This window comes from Paractinoplanes ovalisporus, assembly GCF_016834655.1.
Classification (GTDB): domain Bacteria; phylum Actinomycetota; class Actinomycetes; order Mycobacteriales; family Micromonosporaceae; genus Actinoplanes; species Actinoplanes ovalisporus.
The window spans coordinates 274,540-290,946 of the sequence record NZ_JAENHP010000001.1 but is presented as its reverse complement, the minus strand read 5'-3'; the positions used below and the strand labels follow the sequence as shown (position 1 = coordinate 290,946).

The following is a 16,407-nucleotide window of genomic DNA, read 5'->3' as shown; positions in this document are numbered from 1 at the left end:
GCCGCGACGTCTTACCCGGTGTGAAAAGAAGCCTGGACGCGGTTGACGAGGGCGAACTCGTCCGCCGCGTGGCCCGGGGCGACCGCCGGGCGTTCGACGAGCTGTACCGCCGTACGGCGCCCTGGCTCGAAGTCCGGTTGCGCCGGCGCTGCGCGGATCCCGACGTCGTGGCCGACGTGCTCCAAGAGACCTACATGTCGGTCTGGCGGGCCGCGGCGAGCTTCACCGGCGACGAGACGCAGGGCAGCGCCGTGGGGTGGCTCTGGACGATCGCCGCCCACCGGCTCGTCGACGCGTTCCGCCGCCGGGCCCGGCACACGCAGCTGCCCCCGGTGCCGCTGACCGAAACCGTCATGCCGGCCGCCGAGGACGAGGTGATGGCCGCCCGCGTCGGTCAGGAGCTGGAACAGGCCCTGGCCCTGCTGCCGGCCGAGGCCCGCGAGGTGCTGCGGGCCACCGTTCTCGACGGCTTCTCGATCCGGGAGACGTCCGTGCTGCTGGGCGTCCCCGAGAACACCGTGAAATCCCGGATCCGCCGCGCCCGGATCGCCCTGCGGGAGGCCCTGTCATGAGCATCCACCCCACGTTGAAGACCATTTCCCGGTACGCGGCGTCCGACCCCGGCCTGGACGAGGCGAGTGTCTGGTCGCTGGAGGTGCACCTCGAAGGCTGCGCCGACTGCCGGGCCCGCCTGGCCGGCAGCACCACCGACGAGTCCCGCGCGGTCATCGCCACGATCGCCGGTCGCCTCGACGCCCAGATCGCCGCCGACCCCGCCCCGCCCCGGCCCGCGAAGGTGCGGCTGCCTCTGCGGCAGCGCCTGTTCGTGACCACGCTGCTGCCCTGGATCGCGATGACGGTCGCCGTGCTGGCCGCCGCCGCGCTGCTCAACCACTTTCTGCCCCAGCTGCCGTCGGTCGTGCTGCTGCTGGCCCCGCTGGCGCCGCTGCCCGGCGTCGCGGCCGCGTGGAGCCGCCGCGCGGACCCGGCCTGGGAGCTCGTGTCGAGCACTCCGGCCACCGGGCTGACCATGCTCCTCCGCCGTACGGCCGCGGTTCTCGCCCTGGTCGTGCCGGTGCTCGCCGTGGCCGGTGGCTTCCAGCAGCTCGCCCTGATGCTGCTGCCCAGCCTGGCCTTCACCGCGGCCGCCCTGCTGCTGGGATCGGCGATCGGGGTCCACCGGGCCGCGATCGCCCTGATGGTGGCCTGGACCACCGTCGTGGTCGCGCCCAGCATCGCCGCCGCCGACCTGCCCGCGCTGCTCGAACCGGCCAGCGCCGGCGCGTGGGCCGCCCTCACGGTCGTGCTGACCGCCCTGACGTTCCTGCGCGCCGCCAGTTTCCGGCGCCTTCCCCTCTCCTAAGGAGCTCTTCTATGCGAGCGGTGACGACTGCCGAGACGGCGGCCACCACCCACCCGTGGGCCATCCACGCCCAGGCGCTGAAGGTGCGCGCCGGCCGCCACCTGGCCGTCGACGGCCTCGAACTGCGGCTGGGCGACGGCGTACACGGCCTGCTGGGCCCGAACGGCGCGGGCAAGACCACGCTGATGCGCGCCCTGGCCACGGTCGCGCGCCCTGCCGGCGGGAACCTGACGCTGCTCGGCCGCCCGGTCGACGGCCGGGCCGACCTGCGCCCGGTGCGGCGCGCGCTGGGCTATCTGCCGCAGCACTTCGGCTTCTACCCCCGCTTCACCGTGCGCGAGTTCGTGGCGTACATGGCCTGGCTCAAGGAGATGCCCAAGGCCGGCATCCCGTCGGCCGTGCAGCGCGCGATCGACCGGGTCGGGCTCAGCGCCAAGGCCGACGCCCGCCTCAAGACGCTCTCCGGCGGCATGCTGCGCCGGGCCGGCATCGCCCAGGCCATCGTCAACGACCCGCAGATGCTGCTGCTCGACGAGCCGACCGTGGGCCTCGACCCCGAACAGCGCCTCGACTTCCGCGAGCTGCTGCGCGACCTCGGCACCGACAGCTGCGTGCTCGTCTCGACCCACCTGGTCGAGGACGTCGCCGCCGCCTGCACCGAGGTGGTGCTGGTCAACGAGGGCCGCCTGGTCTGGCAGGGCACCCCGGCCTCGCTGATCGCCCAGGGCGACGCCGGGCACGCGGGCGACAGCGCGGCCGAGCGCGGCTACTCGGCGATCCTGCGCCGGCACCGCGCGGAGGCGGCCCGATGAACGTCTACGGCATCGAACTCAAGCGCTCGGCCGCCCTCGGCGCCGCCCTGCTCGCCCTCGCCGTCGGGGTCACCGCCCTCTACGTCGCTCCTGCCCGCTGGTCGACCGGCTGGGTCTCGCTCGCCATGACCAGCCGCGAATACACGATCCTGCTCTGGCCGCTGGCCCTGGCCGCGGGCGCCTGGCAGGGCCGCCGCGAGCACCGGGCCCAGGTGGGGGAGTTGTTCACCAGCACACCCCGGCCCCGGTCGCAGCGGATGATGCCGGTGCTGGCCGCGATGGGCGGCGCCCTGGCCGTGGCGTACGTGCTGGTGGTGGCCGCCGGCGGTGCCTCGTTGCTCTCGCCCTCGCACTACTTCTCGCCCGACTTCCTGGTGATCACGGCGGTCGGCGTGCTGTCGCTGGTCGCCGCGGCCTGCCTCGGGCTGGGCCTCGGGCGGCTGTTCCCGGCCCTCGCGACCGCCCCCGTGCTCGGCGTGGCCGGCGTGCTGCTGGTCTTCTTCAGCGCCGTCACCAACCCGGACTGGCTGGCCGCGGTGCTGTCCCCGATGTATGGCACCGGCCAGTTCTACGGCTTCCAGACCATCGCCGGCGGGGTCAGCGCGGCGGTGTCGATCTGGATGGTCGCACTGGCCGTCACCGGGGTGGTCCTGCTCGTCGCCGGCAACGCCAAGGCCCGCGCCGCCGCCGTGCTGCCCGCCCTGATCGGGCTCGGCCTCGCGACGGCGGTCGTCCCGCGTGACCACGACACGCTCACCGCCCCGGTCGACCCGGTGGCCCGGGAGCTCGTCTGCACCGACGACGCCCCGAAGGTCTGCGTCACCCGGGTCAACCGGAACGTGCTCGGCGCGCTGGCCCCGAAGGCCCGGGAGGGTCTGGCCGTGCTGGCGAAGATGCCGGGCGCACCCACGGCCGTGCACGAGAACGCCACTGCCTTCACGCTCGACGAGTACGAGCAGCCCCGCGACGACACCGTCGTCACCCTGACCCTGCGACTCGACCGCGACGGTGGGCTGGCCCACCCGGACGTGGTGATCTATGACGTCGTCAACGGGCTGGGCGTGCGCGGCGACCTGAAGTGCCCGCGCAACCCCGCGGTGGAACGGGCCGCGGTGTCCTGGTTGCTCGGCCGCGAGCCGGTGTCCGACCAGGGCCTGATCCCCGAGGTCACCTTCGAGGAGCCGTCGCTCAACGCCGAGGCCGTCCCGCTCTGGCGGGCCCTGCGCAAGCTGCCCGAGGCCGAGGCGCTGGCCCGTGTCGTGGCCGTTCGCGACGCGATCGTGAACTGCCAGGACACGACCGGCCTGCTGTCGCGGAGCGCCCGATGAACCCGGCCCTGCTCTACCTGCGGTCCCGGCGGGTGCCCCTGGCGCTGTCGGTGGCGATCGGCGGCGTGACCGTCATCTGGACACTGTGGTTGATCTTCTCGACCGAACGCGACGCCGGTGGGCTCACGGTCGTCCTGACGGTCGTGCTGATGGTCGGGGTGCTCTCGACGACCCTGGCCGCGCCCGACGAGAGCCTGGAACGCACCGCCTCGATCCGCTGGCCGTGGCGGCGCGTGGCCCACCTGCTGGGCGTGCTGGCCGTGGTGCTCGGCGTGCTGCTGGCCACGCTGGTCACCGGAGCCAGGTTCGGCCCGGCCGTCCTGGTGCTGCGCGACGCGGCCGGCCTGGCCGGGCTGACCGCCCTCGGTGCCTGCCTCGTCGGCGCCGCCCGCTCGTGGTTCCTGCCGGTGGGCTGGACCGTCGTCGCCGCCATCTTCCCGCAGCCCACCAGCCTGGCCGGCGCGCTCGCCACGTGGCAGGCCCAGCCGCCCGGCAACCGACCGGCCGCGTACCTGGCCGCCGCCTTCGCCGTCGCGGGACTGGTGGCCTGGGCGGTCGCCGGAGCCCGCAACCGCGACGACGTGTGACGCGCTAGCTTGTCGTCGTGCATTTCAGCGTGCGGGTGCGATCGGCCTTCCGGCGGGGCGACGACCACGCCGTGGTGCGGATGAGCGAGGCCGAGATCGAGCGGGCGCGGGCCGCGGGTGACGTGGCGGGCGAAGTGGAGGCCCGCTACAGCCTGGCCCGGGTCGCCATCCGCGACGGCGACCTGAAACTCGGTGCGGCCCGCGCCGTCGAGGCCCTCGAGGTGGCGGAGCGCTCGGGCGACCGCAGCCTGGAGGAGCGACCGCGGCACGTGCTGGCCGCGGTCGCCCGCATGTCCGGCGACCTCGAGCGGGCGATCGGGCTCTACCGCGAGAGCATCGCCGTCAACGAGTCGCTGGGCCGCGCCGAGACGGTCAACTCCGAGTACCACAACCTCGCGTTCTGCGAGCTCGGCCTGGGCCACCTCGAGGTCGCGCGCGAGTTGTTCGCGGCGGGCCGTGAGCGGGTGTTCCGGCACGGGTGGGACGACTTCGTGCCGTACGTGTGCCTGGCCGGCGCCGCCCTGGCCGAGGCCGAGGGGAACCACGAGCGGGCGGCGTTGATGGTCGGCGTCACCGACGTCGCGTTCGCCGCCCTCGGCCAGGTGCCCGACCCCGACGACGCGGCCGACCTGACCGCCGTACGGAAAGCCGCTCTGGAGGCCCTGGGCCCGGTCACCTTTGCCCACCAGTACGCCCGGGGGCAGCTCCTCGGCCCCCGTGAGGTCTTCTAACCGGGTTCCGAGGTCAGGCCCGCCTGCTGGGCCAGCAGCCCGGCCTGGGTGCGGTTGTCGCAGTCCAGCTTGACCAGCAGCCGCGACACGTAGCCCTTGACAGTTGCCTCGGACAGGTGCAGGCGGCGCGCGATGCGCAGGTTGGACTCCCCGTTGCCGAGGCCCGCGAGGACCTCGGCCTCGCGCTCGGTCAGGTCGCGGATGCGGTCGCGCACCCGCTGCCGGTGGTCGGCCACACCGACCAGCCGCCGGGCGGCCACGGGGGAGAGGACCGTCCCGCCGCCGACCGCCGCGCGCACGAGGTCGACCAGGTCCTCGGGGGCGGTCGACTTGACCAGGAACCCGGCCGCGCCCGCCTGCAACGCCCGCAGCACGTACTCGTCGTGGTCGAACGTGGTCAGCACGACCAGGCGCGGCGGATCGGGGAAGGCGGCGATGCGCTCGATCGCGGTCAGCCCGTCCACGCCGGGCATCCGCAGATCCATCAGCACCAGGTCGGGTCTCAGTCGCACCACCGCCTCGACCGCTTCGGCCCCGTCGTAGGCCTCTCCGGCGACCTCGATGCCGGGGTCGGCCGACAGGATCGTCCGCAGGTGCGCGCACACCATCCGCTCGTCGTCGACGAGCAGCACCCGGATCACGCTGGACGACCCGGACGATCGTGCGCCGCACCACCGGCGACGGGCGGCTCGCGTCCCCGGTTGTCGTGAGCCGCACCGGCAGCCCGACCGCCCGGGACTGTTCCACCAGCCCCTCCACGTCACCGTCGAGCTCGCCGTCGCCGTGCGGCCGCTGCCCGGGGTCGTGGCCGTCGCGCAGCACCCCGACCAGGTCGCGCAGCTCGGACAGGGCCTGCACGCCCGCGGTCCGCAGCTCGTCGGCCGCCTGGCGGGTCGGGTCGTCGGGCGCGTTCACCCGCAGCGCCCCGGCCTGCAGCACCATCAGGTTGACGCGGTGGGTGACCACGTCGTGCATCTCGCCCGCCAGCCGCACCCGCTCGTCGGCCCGGGCCTGCTCGGTGGCGCGGCGGGTGGTCTCCTCGGCCAGTGTGGTGCGGGCCCGGGCATAGAGGCCGAGCAGCGCCGAGCAGACGATGACGACCGGGGCCGTGAACGGGTCGTCGATCTGCCAGGCGCGCGCCCCGATCAGGAACGTCACCGCGAGCAGAGCCACCGTGCCCCACGCCCGGAAGCGTCCGAGCGCCGGGCCGAAAGCGGTTACCGCGTACGGGGCCAGGAGTGTCGCCCACACCGGGACGAACAGGTTGAGCGCCGCGAGGATGCCGGCCGTCGCGTACGGGTGGCGCCGCCGCAGCAGCAGGGTGGTGGCCCCGGCGACCTGGACGACGACCGAGGCGTGGTCGCGGTCGGCCCACTCCAGGAAGGCGCCGGCGACCGCGGCCACGATGGCGAGCAGGAAGTCGACAGCGGTGTCGAGGGTCCGGCGCCGGGGCATGTCTGGAGCATACGAAAGTAGTGTCCGGTCGCGACTCGTGGCGCTATCGGTGGTCGATACGGGTGCGAAAGCCTGGAATGCATGGCACGCCGCATTCACGAGCTGGACGCCCTGCGCGGAGCCGCGCTGGCGGGCATCGTCGAGTTCAACATCGTCCAGATGACCGGCTTCGCCCGCCCCGAGGGCCCGGCGAGCGACCACCCCGGGGCGTACGTCTGGGAAGCGCTCTTCGTGCAACGGCCGTTCCCGATCTTCTCCCTGCTCTTCGGCGTCAGCTTCGCCCTGTTCCTGCGCACGGCGGGCAACCGCACCGCCAAGCCCCGGCTCGTGCTGCTGCGCCGGCTCTTGTGGCTCGGCGTCTTCTCGGCGCTGCACACGCTGCTGCAGCCGGGCGAGGTGCTGAAGTTCTATGCCGCGTTCGGCATCGCCGTGCTGCTGCCCGCGTCCTATCTCTCCCGCCGCTGGGTGCTGGGGCTGGGCATCGTGCTCACCCTGGCCGCGAGCCTGACGTTCAACGGCCTGTTCGTCATCCCGGGCCTGTTCCTGCTGGGCATGGCCGTCGCCCAGTACGGCATCCCCGACACCCTGGAGCAGCGCGGCCGTCAGCTGGGGATCGCGTTAGCGGTCGTGCTCCCGGTCGCCGCGGCGATGCTCTGGCTGCAGTGGCGGGCCGGTGTCGGTCCCACCTCCAACTACCGGATCCTTCCGGCCGGCACCGTGTGCGCGTTCCTGTTCACAATCGGGTTCCTCCTGCTCATGCGTACGCCCTTGCGCCGCCCCCTGGACGCGGTGCTCGCGCCGATGGGTCGTATGGCGCTCACCAATTACGTGCTGGCCTCGGCCCTGATCCTGGCCGCCGACGCCCTCCTCGACCTGGGCGGCGCCACCGGCTACACCCCGATCGTTCTGGCCGGGGCCGCGATCGGCGTTCTCCAGGCCGGGCTGAGCAGTCTGTGGCTGCGCCACTTCCGCTACGGCCCGCTCGAATGGCTGTGGCGCTGTCTTACCTGGTGGCGGGCGGTCCCCGTGCGTGACAAACCCCTCTCACCCCTCAACTCCCGCGGCGGTACCCCTTAACGTAAGTTCGGGGCATGACGACGTCGTCGGAGAACCTGTCGCTGGGCGCGGATTTCCCCGCCGCGAGCGCCGAGCAGTGGCGCCTCCTGGCTCTGGCGGCGTTACGCCGCTCGGGTGCCGCCGACGAGAACACCGGGCCCGAGGCGGTCGAGGAGCTTCTGGCCACTGTCACCTATGGCGGACCGGCGATCGACGCCCTCCAGACCGCCGGCTCGGCCGACCTGCCCCCGACCGGGCTGCCCGGCCAACCGCCCTTCGTGCGAGGCGCTCGTGCTGCCGGTGCGGTCGTGTCGGGCTGGGACGTGCGTCAGCGCTACGCCGAGCCCGTGCCCAAAGACGTCCGCGAGGCGGCGCTGGGCGATCTGGAGAACGGCACCACCTCGCTGTGGCTGGTCCTCGGCGGCGGCGCCCTGCCGCTCGACGGGCTGCCCGAGGCCCTCGACGGCGTCCTGCTCGACCTGGCCCCGGTGGTGCTCGACGCCGGCGACCAGACCGTCGCGGCCGCCACCGCCTGGTTCGAGCTGCTGGCCGCCCGGGGCGTCGACGCCCGCCAGGTGGCCGGCAACCTGGGCGCCGACCCGCTCGGATGGCAGGCCCGCACCGGCGAGGCCCTCGGCCTGAGCGAAGCCGCCGCGCTGGCCGCCCGCTGCGTGGCCGAGGCGCCCGGGCTGCGGGCCGTGACCGTCGACGCCACGGTCTACCACGACGCCGGCGGTTCCGAGGTCGAGGAGCTGGCCTGCGCCGCCGCCACCGGCGTGGCCTACCTGCGGGCCCTCACCGACGCGGGGCTGAGCGTGCCGCAGGCGCTCGGCCAGATCGAGTTCCGCTACGCGGCGACCGCCGACCAGTTCGCCACCATCGCCAAGCTGCGCGCGGCCCGCCGGTTGTGGGCGCGGATCGCCGAGCTGTGCGGGGCGCCCGAACACGGCGGTCAACGCCAGCACGCGGTCACGTCGGCCGCGATGATGACCGCCCGCGACCCGTGGGTGAACCTGCTGCGCACCACCATCGCCACCTTCGCGGCCGGCGTGGGCGGGGCCGAGGCGGTGACCGTGCTGCCCTTCGACCACCAGCTCGGCCGGCCCGACAATCTCGCTCGCCGCCTGGCCCGCAACACCCAGACCCTGCTGGTCGAGGAGGCCCACGTGGCCCGCGTGCTCGACCCGGCCGGCGGCTCCTGGTATGTCGAACGGTTCACCGACCAGCTGGCCGTCGCCGCCTGGGAGTGGTTCACCGCCATCGAGAAGGCGGGCGGGCTCGCGGCCGGGCTGGGCAGCGGCCTGATCGCCGACCGGCTGGCCGAGGTGTGGACGGCCCGCGAGGCCAACCTGGCCCACCGCCGCGACCCGATCACCGGGGTCAGCGAGTTCCCGAACCTGGCCGATCTCGTGCCCGAACGAAGGCCCGCCGCACCGCCGCCCGGGGGAGGGCTGCCGCGGCACCGCTACGCCGAGGCCTTCGAGCGGCTGCGCGACCGCAGCGACGCCCACCTGGCGGCTACCGGCGCGCGGCCCGCGGTGCGGCTGGTCACGCTCGGGTCGGCGGCGGCCCACGGCGCCCGCCTCACCTTCACCACCAACCTGTTCGCGGCCGGCGGCATCGAGGTGACGAGCGACCCCTCCCCGGTCGCCTGCCTGTGCGGGCCCGACAAGGTGTACGCCGAACACGCCGTCGCCGAGGCGGCCGCGCTGCGCGAGGCCGGTGCGCGGCGGGTGCTGCTGGCCGGGCGGGGCGACTACGACGGTGTCGACGCGTGTCTCCACATGGGAGGCGACGCGGTGGCCCTGCTCACGAGCACGCTGGACGACCTGGGGGTGGCGCCGTGATTCCCGACTTCTCCGCCGCACAGCTGACGTCGCCGGGGCTCGCGCCCGGCTCGGCCGAGGGCTGGCGTGACGCCGTACGGGAGGAAACCGGACGCCCGGCCGAGGAACTGACCTGGCACACGCCGGAGGGAATCGCGGTGCCACCGCTGTTCACCGGCGCCGACCTGCGGGGGCTCGACTTCCTCAACACCTATCCGGGCATCACGCCGTACGTGCGCGGGCCCTACCCGACCATGTACGTGAACCAGCCCTGGACCGTCCGGCAGTACGCGGGCTTCTCGACCGCCGAAGAGTCCAACGCGTTCTACCGCCGCAACCTGGCCGGCGGACAGAAGGGCCTGTCGGTGGCGTTCGACCTGCCCACCCACCGCGGCTACGACTCCGACCACCCGCGTGTGACCGGTGACGTCGGCATGGCCGGGGTGGCGATCGACTCCATCTACGACATGCGGCGGCTGTTCGAGGGCATCCCGCTCGACCGGATGAGCGTGTCGATGACCATGAACGGCGCCGTGCTGCCGGTGCTGGCGCTCTACATCATCGCGGCCGAGGAGCAGGGGGTGGCGCCGGAGAAGCTGTCCGGCACGATCCAGAACGACATCCTCAAGGAGTTCATGGTCCGCAACACCTACATCTACCCGCCGGCGCCGTCGATGCGGATCATCTCCGACATCTTCTCGTACACGTCGCAGCGCATGCCCCGCTTCAACTCGATCAGCATCTCGGGCTACCACATCCAGGAGGCCGGAGCCACGGCCGACCTCGAGCTGGCCTACACCCTGGCCGACGGCGTCGAATATCTGCGCGCGGGCCGGGCCGCCGGGCTCGACATCGACGCGTTCGCGCCCCGGCTGTCGTTCTTCTGGGCCGTGGGCATGAACTTCTTCATGGAGGTGGCCAAGCTGCGGGCCGGGCGGCTGCTCTGGGCCAAGCTGGTGCGCGGGTTCGAGCCGAAGGACCCGCGCTCGCTGAGCCTGCGCGCCCACTGCCAGACCTCCGGCTGGTCGCTGACCGCGCAAGACGTGTTCAACAACGTCATGCGTACGTGCGTCGAGGCGATGGCGGCCACCCAGGGGCACACGCAGTCGTTGCACACCAACGCCCTCGACGAGGCCCTGGCGCTGCCGACCGACTTCTCGGCCCGCATCGCCCGCAACACCCAGCTGCTCATCCAGCAGGAGTCGGGCACCACCCGGGCCATCGACCCGTGGGGCGGCAGCGCCTACGTCGAACGGCTCACCCGCGACCTGGCCGTCAAGGCGTGGGAGCGCATCGCCGAGGTCGAGGCGGCCGGTGGCATGGCCCGGGCGATCGACGAGGGCATCCCGAAGATGCGGATCGAGGAGGCGGCCGCCCGCACCCAGGCCCGCATCGACTCGGGCCGCCAGCCGGTGATCGGCGTGAACAAGTACCGCCCCGACGCCGACGAGCCGATCGACGTTCTCAAGGTCGACAACGCGGCCGTACGGGCGAATCAGGTCGAGAAGTTGCGCCGGCTGCGCGCCGAGCGGGACGAGGGCGCCTGCGTCTCGGCCCTGGAGGCGCTCACGAAGGCGGCCGGCGAACCCGGCACCGGCAACTTGCTGGAGCTGGCCGTCGACGCGGCCCGGGCCCGGGCGACCGTCGGCGAGATCTCGATGGCCCTCGAGAAGGTGTTCGGACGGCACACGGCCCGCATCCGTACGATATCCGGCGTGTACCGGCAGGAGGCGGGCCAGGTGGCCGACATCGAGCAGGCCCGCGCCGCGGCGGCGAAGTTCGCCGAGGAGGAGGGCCGTCAGCCCCGCATCCTGGTCGCCAAGATGGGGCAGGACGGCCACGACCGCGGGCAGAAGGTGGTCGCCACCGCGTTCGCCGACCTCGGCTTCGACGTCGACGTCGGCCCGCTCTTCGCGACCCCGGCCGAGGTGGCCCGGCAGGCGATCGAGGCCGACGTGCACATCGTCGGCGTCAACTCGCTCGCGGCCGGTCACCTCACGCTCGTGCCCGCGTTGCGCGATGAGCTGGCCGCCCAGGGCCGCCCCGACATCATGATCATCGCGGGTGGGGTGATCCCGCCGCAGGACTACGACGCCCTGCGCGAGGCGGGAGCGGCCGCCATCTTCGCTCCCGGCACTGTGCTGGCCGAGGCCGCGCTCGACCTGCTCGCCGAACTGTCCCGGCGGCGCGGTGATTGACCTGCCCGCCATGGTGGACGGGGTGCGCGCCCGGACACCGGCCTGGGTGGCGCGCGCCATCACCCTGGTCGAGTCGACCCGCCGCGACCACCAGGAGCTCGCCCAGCAGTTGCTGGCCGCCCTGACCCCCGACGCGGGCGGGTCGCACCGGATCGGCATCAGCGGCGTGCCCGGCGCCGGCAAGTCCACCTTCATCGACGCCCTCGGCAGCAAGCTCACCGGCGAGGGGCACCGGGTCGCGGTGCTGGCCGTCGACCCGTCCTCGACCCGCAGCCGCGGCAGCATCCTGGGTGACAAGACCCGGATGGCCCGCCTGGCCGCCGACCCGAACGCGTACGTGCGGCCGTCGCCCACCGCGGGCACGCTGGGCGGGGTCGCCAAGGCCACCCGCGAGGCGATTGTCGTCGTGGAGGCGGCCGGCTACGACACGGTCATCGTCGAGACGGTCGGCGTTGGCCAGTCCGAGACCGCGGTGGCCGACATGGTCGACACGTTCCTGCTGCTGGCCCTGGCCCGCACCGGCGACCAGCTGCAGGGCATCAAGAAGGGCATCCTGGAGCTGGCCGACGTCATCGCGATCAACAAGGCCGACGGCGACCATGAGCCGGACGCTCGACGGGCCGCGCGGGAGCTCTCGGGTGCGCTGCGCTTGCTGCGTACGACGGAGTGGACCACGCCCGTGCTGACGTGCAGCGCGCTCGAGGGCACGGGCATCGACGAAGTCCGGGCGCAGCTGACCGCCCACCGCGAGAAGACCGACGTGGCCGACCGTCGCCGCCGCCAGCAGGTCGAGTGGATGTGGTCGATGGCCCGCGACGCCGTGCTGACCCGGTTCGCGACCGATCCCGCCGTGCGTGAGACGGCCGATTCCGTACGGGATCAGATCCTCGCCGGCACCCTCACTCCCGCCCAGGCGTCGCAGCAGTTGCTGGCCGCGTACGACGCCTCATAAAGCGCCCCTCGGCGCGGCCGTCGCGGGCGCCGGCTCAGCGGCCGTCGGGTGGCGTCGGTTCAGCGGCTGTCGGGTGGCGTCGGTTCAGCGGCCGTCGTGGGTGGCTGGTTCAGCGGGGTGGGCGTACGCCGTGAGGCGCTCCGGGCCGTGCGGCAGTCCGTAGTCCGAGATCGCCAGGCTGACGTTGCCCAGGTCCGGTTCGTGCCCGGCCAGCACTCCCACGAGGCGTTGCTGACGCGCCGTGAGGGCGGTGAACGGCGTGCCGGCCGCGATCGGCCCCGCCGGGAACGCCGCCCGCAACGCCACCTCGACCGCCGTCAGCGCGGCCACATCCGTCGACTGCCGGAGGCGGGCCAGGGCGGGTTCGAGGGCGTCCTCACCGATCAGGGGCAGCGAGAGCAGCGCGTAGCCGGCCAGGTCGCCCTCCAGATAGGGCACGAAGTGGTCGGCCTCCCGGGCGCTCGCCGCCCAGCCCAGCAGCTCATCGCGCACGGCCGCCCCGGCCTCGGCACCGCGGAGCCGGGCCAGGGCGACGGCGCCGGCCCAGCGCATCCCCGGACGGTCGTCGGTCATCGCCCGCTCGGCGATCGGCACACCTTCGGGCCGGCCCAGCAACCCGATCGCCACCACCGCGGCCGGGCTGTCCCGCGTGGCCAGAGCGCGCAGCGACTCGGGGTCGCCGGGATACCAGCCCAGGATGTACGCGGCGGAGTCGGCCAGTTCCTCGTCGGCCAGCAGCGGGCGCAGCACGGCCAGCCCGGCGCCGACCGCCTCGTACGCGCGGGCCTCGTCGTCCCCGAGATCGCCGGGCCGGACCCCGCCGGGCAGCCAGGCCGCGTCGGGACCCACCGCGATCAGCCCGAGCAGATAGAGCGGCAGGTCGCGTTCCGGGGTGGACGGCTCGGCGACCAGATCGAGCAGCAGAGGCACGGCGGCCGCGCTCGCCGAGTAGCGGTTGCCCTGGTGGATGATGCTCGTATACAGCTCGCCGAACGCCTCGCGCCGCTCGTCCTCGTCGGCTGACCCCAGCGCGGCGACGTTGCCGGGAACGTCCTCCGCCGATCCGTACGCGTGCCGGAGCCCCGCCCAGTCGACCATCGCGCCATCATGCCAGGCCCGCCGCCCGTTCCCGCCGCGCCCGGGCCAGCTGCGGCCCGGCCGGGATCAGCGCGATGAGGGCCGGGCGGGCCTGCGGTCAGCGGGTCATCCGGTCGACGGCGTCGCACAGCTTGGTGGCGACGTCGGGACCGTCCAGCTCACGGTCGAGGTGGAAACGGTCGGGCAGCGCGTCGATGGCGGCGCGGATGACGACCGCGACCGTGCGGGGGTCGAAGTCGCCGAACTCGCCCGCCTCCTGGCCGTCGCGCAGCAACTCCTCGACGAAGGTGATCAGTTCTTCGCCGTCGGCCGCGGTGTAGCGCAGGGCGCCGTCGGGGCGCCGCAGGTTGCGGAAGATCTCGCCTACGGCGATCAGGGACCGTACGTTGTCGGCCGCGAACAGCACGGCGATCCGGACGTAGGCCAGAAGGCGTTCCCGGTGTCCCTCGGCCGCTTCGAGGGCGGCCATGATGTCGGGCACCGCGCTCGCGTAGACGGTCTCGACAACCGCCTCGAGCAGGGCCTGCTTCGAGCCGAAGTGGTAGACGACGACGCTCTTGGAGATCTGGGCCCGCTGCGCGACCGCCGCCAGTGAGGTGCCGGCGAAGCCTGCCTCGTGCAACGACTCGAGCGCGCACTGCACGAACTGGCGGCGGCGAGCCTGCTCGACGAACGAGAGCTGCCCCTCAGACCGCATGGTCGAAGGCTAGCACGATCGGTTCATTTTTCGACCGACCGGTCGACAACCTGATGTCTACCAGGTCGGAATGCCGGATCGGCGTCACGCGTTGTCGGGGACTGTGACGCGAAGATCGGCAACGGTGGTGGTGATCGGCGGCGGGCAGTCGGGGCTGTCGGCCGCCTATCATCTGGCGCGGCGGGGGTTCGTCAGCGCGCTCGGGGAACCCGGCGGCTCGGCCCGCACGTTCGTCGTGCTGGACGGGGAGGACGCGCCGGGCGGGGCGTGGCGGCACCGCTGGGAGTCGCTGCGGATGGCCACCGTCAACGGGATCTTCGATCTGCCGGGGCTGCCGAAACCGCCCCTCGATCCGAGCGAGCCCAGCCGCGAGGCGGTTCCTCGCTACTTCGCGGCGTTCGAGCGCACCTTCGAGCCGCCCATCCTGCGGCCGGTGCGGGTCACCGCCGTACGGGAGGACGGGGTTGACCTGGTCGTCGAGTCGAGCGCCGGGGAGTGGGCGGCGCAGGCGATCATCAACGCCACCGGCACCTGGACCAACCCGGTGCGGCCGGACTATCCGGGGCGCGAGACGTTCGCCGGGATCCAGCTGCACACGCACGACTACGTGTCGGCCGACCAGTTCGCCGGGAAACGGGTCGCGGTGGTCGGCGGCGGGATCTCGGCCGTGCAGCTGCTCGAGGAGATCTCCCGGGTCGCGACCACATTCTGGTACACCCGGCGCGAACCGGTCTTCCGCACCGACGGCTTCGAGCCCGAGGTGGCCGGCCGCGAGGTGATCGCCAAGGTGGTCGCGGACGTCGAGGCCGGACGGCCCACGGGCAGCGTCGTCTCCTACACGGGGCTGGCCTGGACCCCGTACGCGGTGGCGGCCAAGGAACGCGGCGCGCTGGAACGCCGCCCGATGTTCACGGCGATCGAACCTCACGGCGTACGGGAATCGGACGGCTCCGTGACCACCGTCGACGCGATCGTGTGGGCCACCGGGTTCAAGGCCGCGCTGAGCCACCTAGACCCGCTCGGGCTGCGCAACGCGGCCGGCGGCATCCGGATGATCGGCACCCAGGTCGCCGCCGACCCGCGCGTGCACCTGATCGGTTTCGGTCCGTCGCAGTCGACCGTCGGCGCCAACCGGGCCGGCCGGGACGCGGTGGCCGCGCTGGTGCGCCACCTGCCCGCGCCCGTAGCCCGTTAACTTTTCGGCGTCCAGATCGAGGTCGTGCCGACCAGGGTCTTGTGCTTGTGGGCGCCGCCGAAGAGCACCAGCTCCCGCCCGGCGGTCACCACCGTGTGCCCGCTGGTGTCGTCTCCGGGCGGCGCCGGAACGGTCTGCCACTGGCCCGACCGCGTGTCGAGAACGTGGTTCACAAGCCCGGGATAGAGCGCGCTCGTGCCGTCGAGGGCGCCGCCGCCTCCGGAGGGTGCCTCGGGCAGCGGGGACCAGGCGCCCGAGGCCGGATCGAGGATTCCCCCGTACGGAACGTCGCGTCCCCAGTTGCCCACCTCGCCGCCGTCCTCGGTGCCCAGCGCCGGGTTGACCAGCCGGCCGCCGGTCGCCAGCCACGGCCCAGTCGAGAGCATGGGGGATTCGGGGAGGCGCCGCCACGCCCGGGAGCCCGGGTCGAACACCGCCGCGCGGGTCAGGGTCGGGCCCTCGGCGCCCGGGTTGGGGATCAGCTCGTGGTCGAACAGCACCAGCTCACGCCCGGTCCACGTCATCGCACGGTCCCACGCCGGGCCCAGCGGGTCGTCCGGCAGCGCCGTCCACTTGCCGGTCCGCGGATCGAGCAGGTAGTCCTGGCCGGGCCGCACCTCGTCGCTTCCCCCGTACGCGACGACGTGCGGCCCGGCCGCGACGAGCTGATAACCCGACTGCGGATCGAACGGCGCGGGCAACCGGTCCCAGGTGTCCCGGTCGATGTCATAGACGACGAGTCGGCGTGTCACGGCGTACGGGAGCAGGAAGGCCTTTGACCCGACGACCACGCCCTGAGCGCTCAGCAGTGACACCGGCGAGTCGCTGAGCGTGCGCCAGGTGCCGGTCGCCGGGTCGAGAGCGGCGCCGTCGAGCAGGGGTGTCGGATCCATCGCGCAGCTGGCGTTGGGCGGGCACGGTGGTGCGTCGCTGCCCCCGAAGATCAGAACTTCGCGGCCGGTCCACAGGCCCAGCGACTGCTCGCGCGGCCCGAGCGGCCCGTCCGCCACTGTGCGCCACCCCACGGCCGACTCCGCCGCTTCCCCCGTGGCGCATCCGCCCAGCACGAGCGCGGCCACCACCGCCAACCAGCCGTATCTCATGCGCGT

15 protein-coding genes and 1 pseudogene are annotated in these 16,407 nt (G+C 73.4%); 11 read left to right on the top strand and 5 right to left on the bottom strand.

Annotated features, from left to right (window positions below):
* The first annotated feature begins 20 nt into the window (after nt 1-20).
* The 6 genes from JIG36_RS01355 to JIG36_RS01330 are packed head-to-tail and all read left to right on the top strand — an operon-like array spanning nt 21 to nt 4,821.
* Entirely contained in the window at nt 21-572 is a 552-nt protein-coding gene (locus tag JIG36_RS01355) for an RNA polymerase sigma factor (RefSeq protein WP_203374112.1), read from the top strand.
* Complete coding sequence (locus tag JIG36_RS01350) at nt 569-1,363, top strand: hypothetical protein (RefSeq protein WP_203374111.1); 795 nt, start codon at nt 569-571, stop codon at nt 1,361-1,363. The genes JIG36_RS01355 and JIG36_RS01350 overlap by 4 nt, the downstream gene beginning before the upstream one ends.
* A gap of 11 nt (nt 1,364-1,374) precedes the next feature.
* Nucleotides 1,375-2,175, top strand: a complete 801-nt coding sequence (locus JIG36_RS01345) for an ABC transporter ATP-binding protein (RefSeq protein WP_203374110.1) — start codon at nt 1,375-1,377, stop codon at nt 2,173-2,175.
* A complete protein-coding gene (locus JIG36_RS01340; RefSeq protein ID WP_203374109.1) occupies nt 2,172-3,503 on the top strand; it encodes a hypothetical protein in 1,332 nt (443 codons plus the stop codon). Before JIG36_RS01345 ends, JIG36_RS01340 begins: the two co-directional genes overlap by 4 nt.
* Entirely contained in the window at nt 3,500-4,090 is a 591-nt protein-coding gene (locus JIG36_RS01335; RefSeq protein ID WP_203374108.1) for a hypothetical protein, read from the top strand. Before JIG36_RS01340 ends, JIG36_RS01335 begins: the two co-directional genes overlap by 4 nt.
* A 17-nt stretch (nt 4,091-4,107) precedes the next feature.
* Nucleotides 4,108-4,821, top strand: coding sequence for a tetratricopeptide repeat protein (locus JIG36_RS01330; RefSeq protein WP_203374107.1), 714 nt, complete (start codon nt 4,108-4,110; stop codon nt 4,819-4,821).
* Here the strand turns inward: JIG36_RS01330 and JIG36_RS01325 are convergent.
* Together JIG36_RS01325 and JIG36_RS54595 are read right to left on the bottom strand one after the other, a co-directional pair.
* Entirely contained in the window at nt 4,818-5,453 is a 636-nt protein-coding gene (locus JIG36_RS01325) for a response regulator (RefSeq protein ID WP_307872514.1), read from the bottom strand. The genes JIG36_RS01330 and JIG36_RS01325 overlap by 4 nt on opposite strands.
* 235 nt (nt 5,454-5,688) lie before the next feature.
* Nucleotides 5,689-5,763, bottom strand: a pseudogene (locus tag JIG36_RS54595) (hypothetical protein); the annotation flags it as partial.
* Between the two features lie 594 nt (nt 5,764-6,357).
* On the opposite strand from JIG36_RS54595, the gene JIG36_RS01315 reads away from it, so the two are divergent.
* Genes JIG36_RS01315 through meaB form a run of 4 tightly spaced genes read left to right on the top strand, consistent with a single transcriptional unit; the run spans nt 6,358 to nt 12,308 of the window.
* Complete coding sequence (locus tag JIG36_RS01315; RefSeq protein WP_203374105.1) at nt 6,358-7,353, top strand: DUF418 domain-containing protein; 996 nt, start codon at nt 6,358-6,360, stop codon at nt 7,351-7,353.
* A gap of 14 nt (nt 7,354-7,367) precedes the next feature.
* Complete coding sequence (locus tag JIG36_RS01310) at nt 7,368-9,179, top strand: methylmalonyl-CoA mutase subunit beta (protein WP_203374104.1); 1,812 nt, start codon at nt 7,368-7,370, stop codon at nt 9,177-9,179.
* Nucleotides 9,176-11,356 (top strand): methylmalonyl-CoA mutase, encoded by a 2,181-nt coding sequence (gene scpA, locus JIG36_RS01305; protein WP_307872513.1) that lies wholly within the window; start codon nt 9,176-9,178, stop codon nt 11,354-11,356. The genes JIG36_RS01310 and scpA overlap by 4 nt, the downstream gene beginning before the upstream one ends.
* Nucleotides 11,349-12,308: a methylmalonyl Co-A mutase-associated GTPase MeaB gene (gene meaB, locus JIG36_RS01300; protein ID WP_307872512.1), complete on the top strand. Its 960-nt coding sequence runs from the start codon at nt 11,349-11,351 to the stop codon at nt 12,306-12,308. The genes scpA and meaB overlap by 8 nt, the downstream gene beginning before the upstream one ends.
* Before the next feature lie 84 nt (nt 12,309-12,392).
* Here the strand turns inward: meaB and JIG36_RS01295 are convergent, their stop codons facing one another.
* Together JIG36_RS01295 and JIG36_RS01290 are read right to left on the bottom strand one after the other, a co-directional pair.
* Nucleotides 12,393-13,406, bottom strand: a complete 1,014-nt coding sequence (locus JIG36_RS01295; protein WP_203374103.1) for a hypothetical protein — start codon at nt 13,404-13,406, stop codon at nt 12,393-12,395.
* 97 nt (nt 13,407-13,503) lie between these two features.
* Nucleotides 13,504-14,103 (bottom strand): TetR/AcrR family transcriptional regulator, encoded by a 600-nt coding sequence (locus JIG36_RS01290; protein ID WP_203374102.1) that lies wholly within the window; start codon nt 14,101-14,103, stop codon nt 13,504-13,506.
* Nucleotides 14,104-14,227: 124 nt separating this feature from the next.
* Between JIG36_RS01290 and JIG36_RS01285 the strand changes: the two genes are divergently transcribed.
* The gene (locus JIG36_RS01285; RefSeq protein WP_307872511.1) at nt 14,228-15,298 is read left to right on the top strand and encodes an NAD(P)-binding domain-containing protein; all 1,071 of its coding nucleotides are present in this window, start codon (nt 14,228-14,230) and stop codon (nt 15,296-15,298) included.
* On the opposite strand, the gene JIG36_RS01280 is transcribed toward JIG36_RS01285, so the two are convergent.
* A complete protein-coding gene (locus JIG36_RS01280; protein ID WP_203374100.1) occupies nt 15,295-16,401 on the bottom strand; it encodes a Kelch repeat-containing protein in 1,107 nt (368 codons plus the stop codon). The genes JIG36_RS01285 and JIG36_RS01280 overlap by 4 nt on opposite strands.
* Nucleotides 16,402-16,407 lie beyond the last annotated feature (6 nt).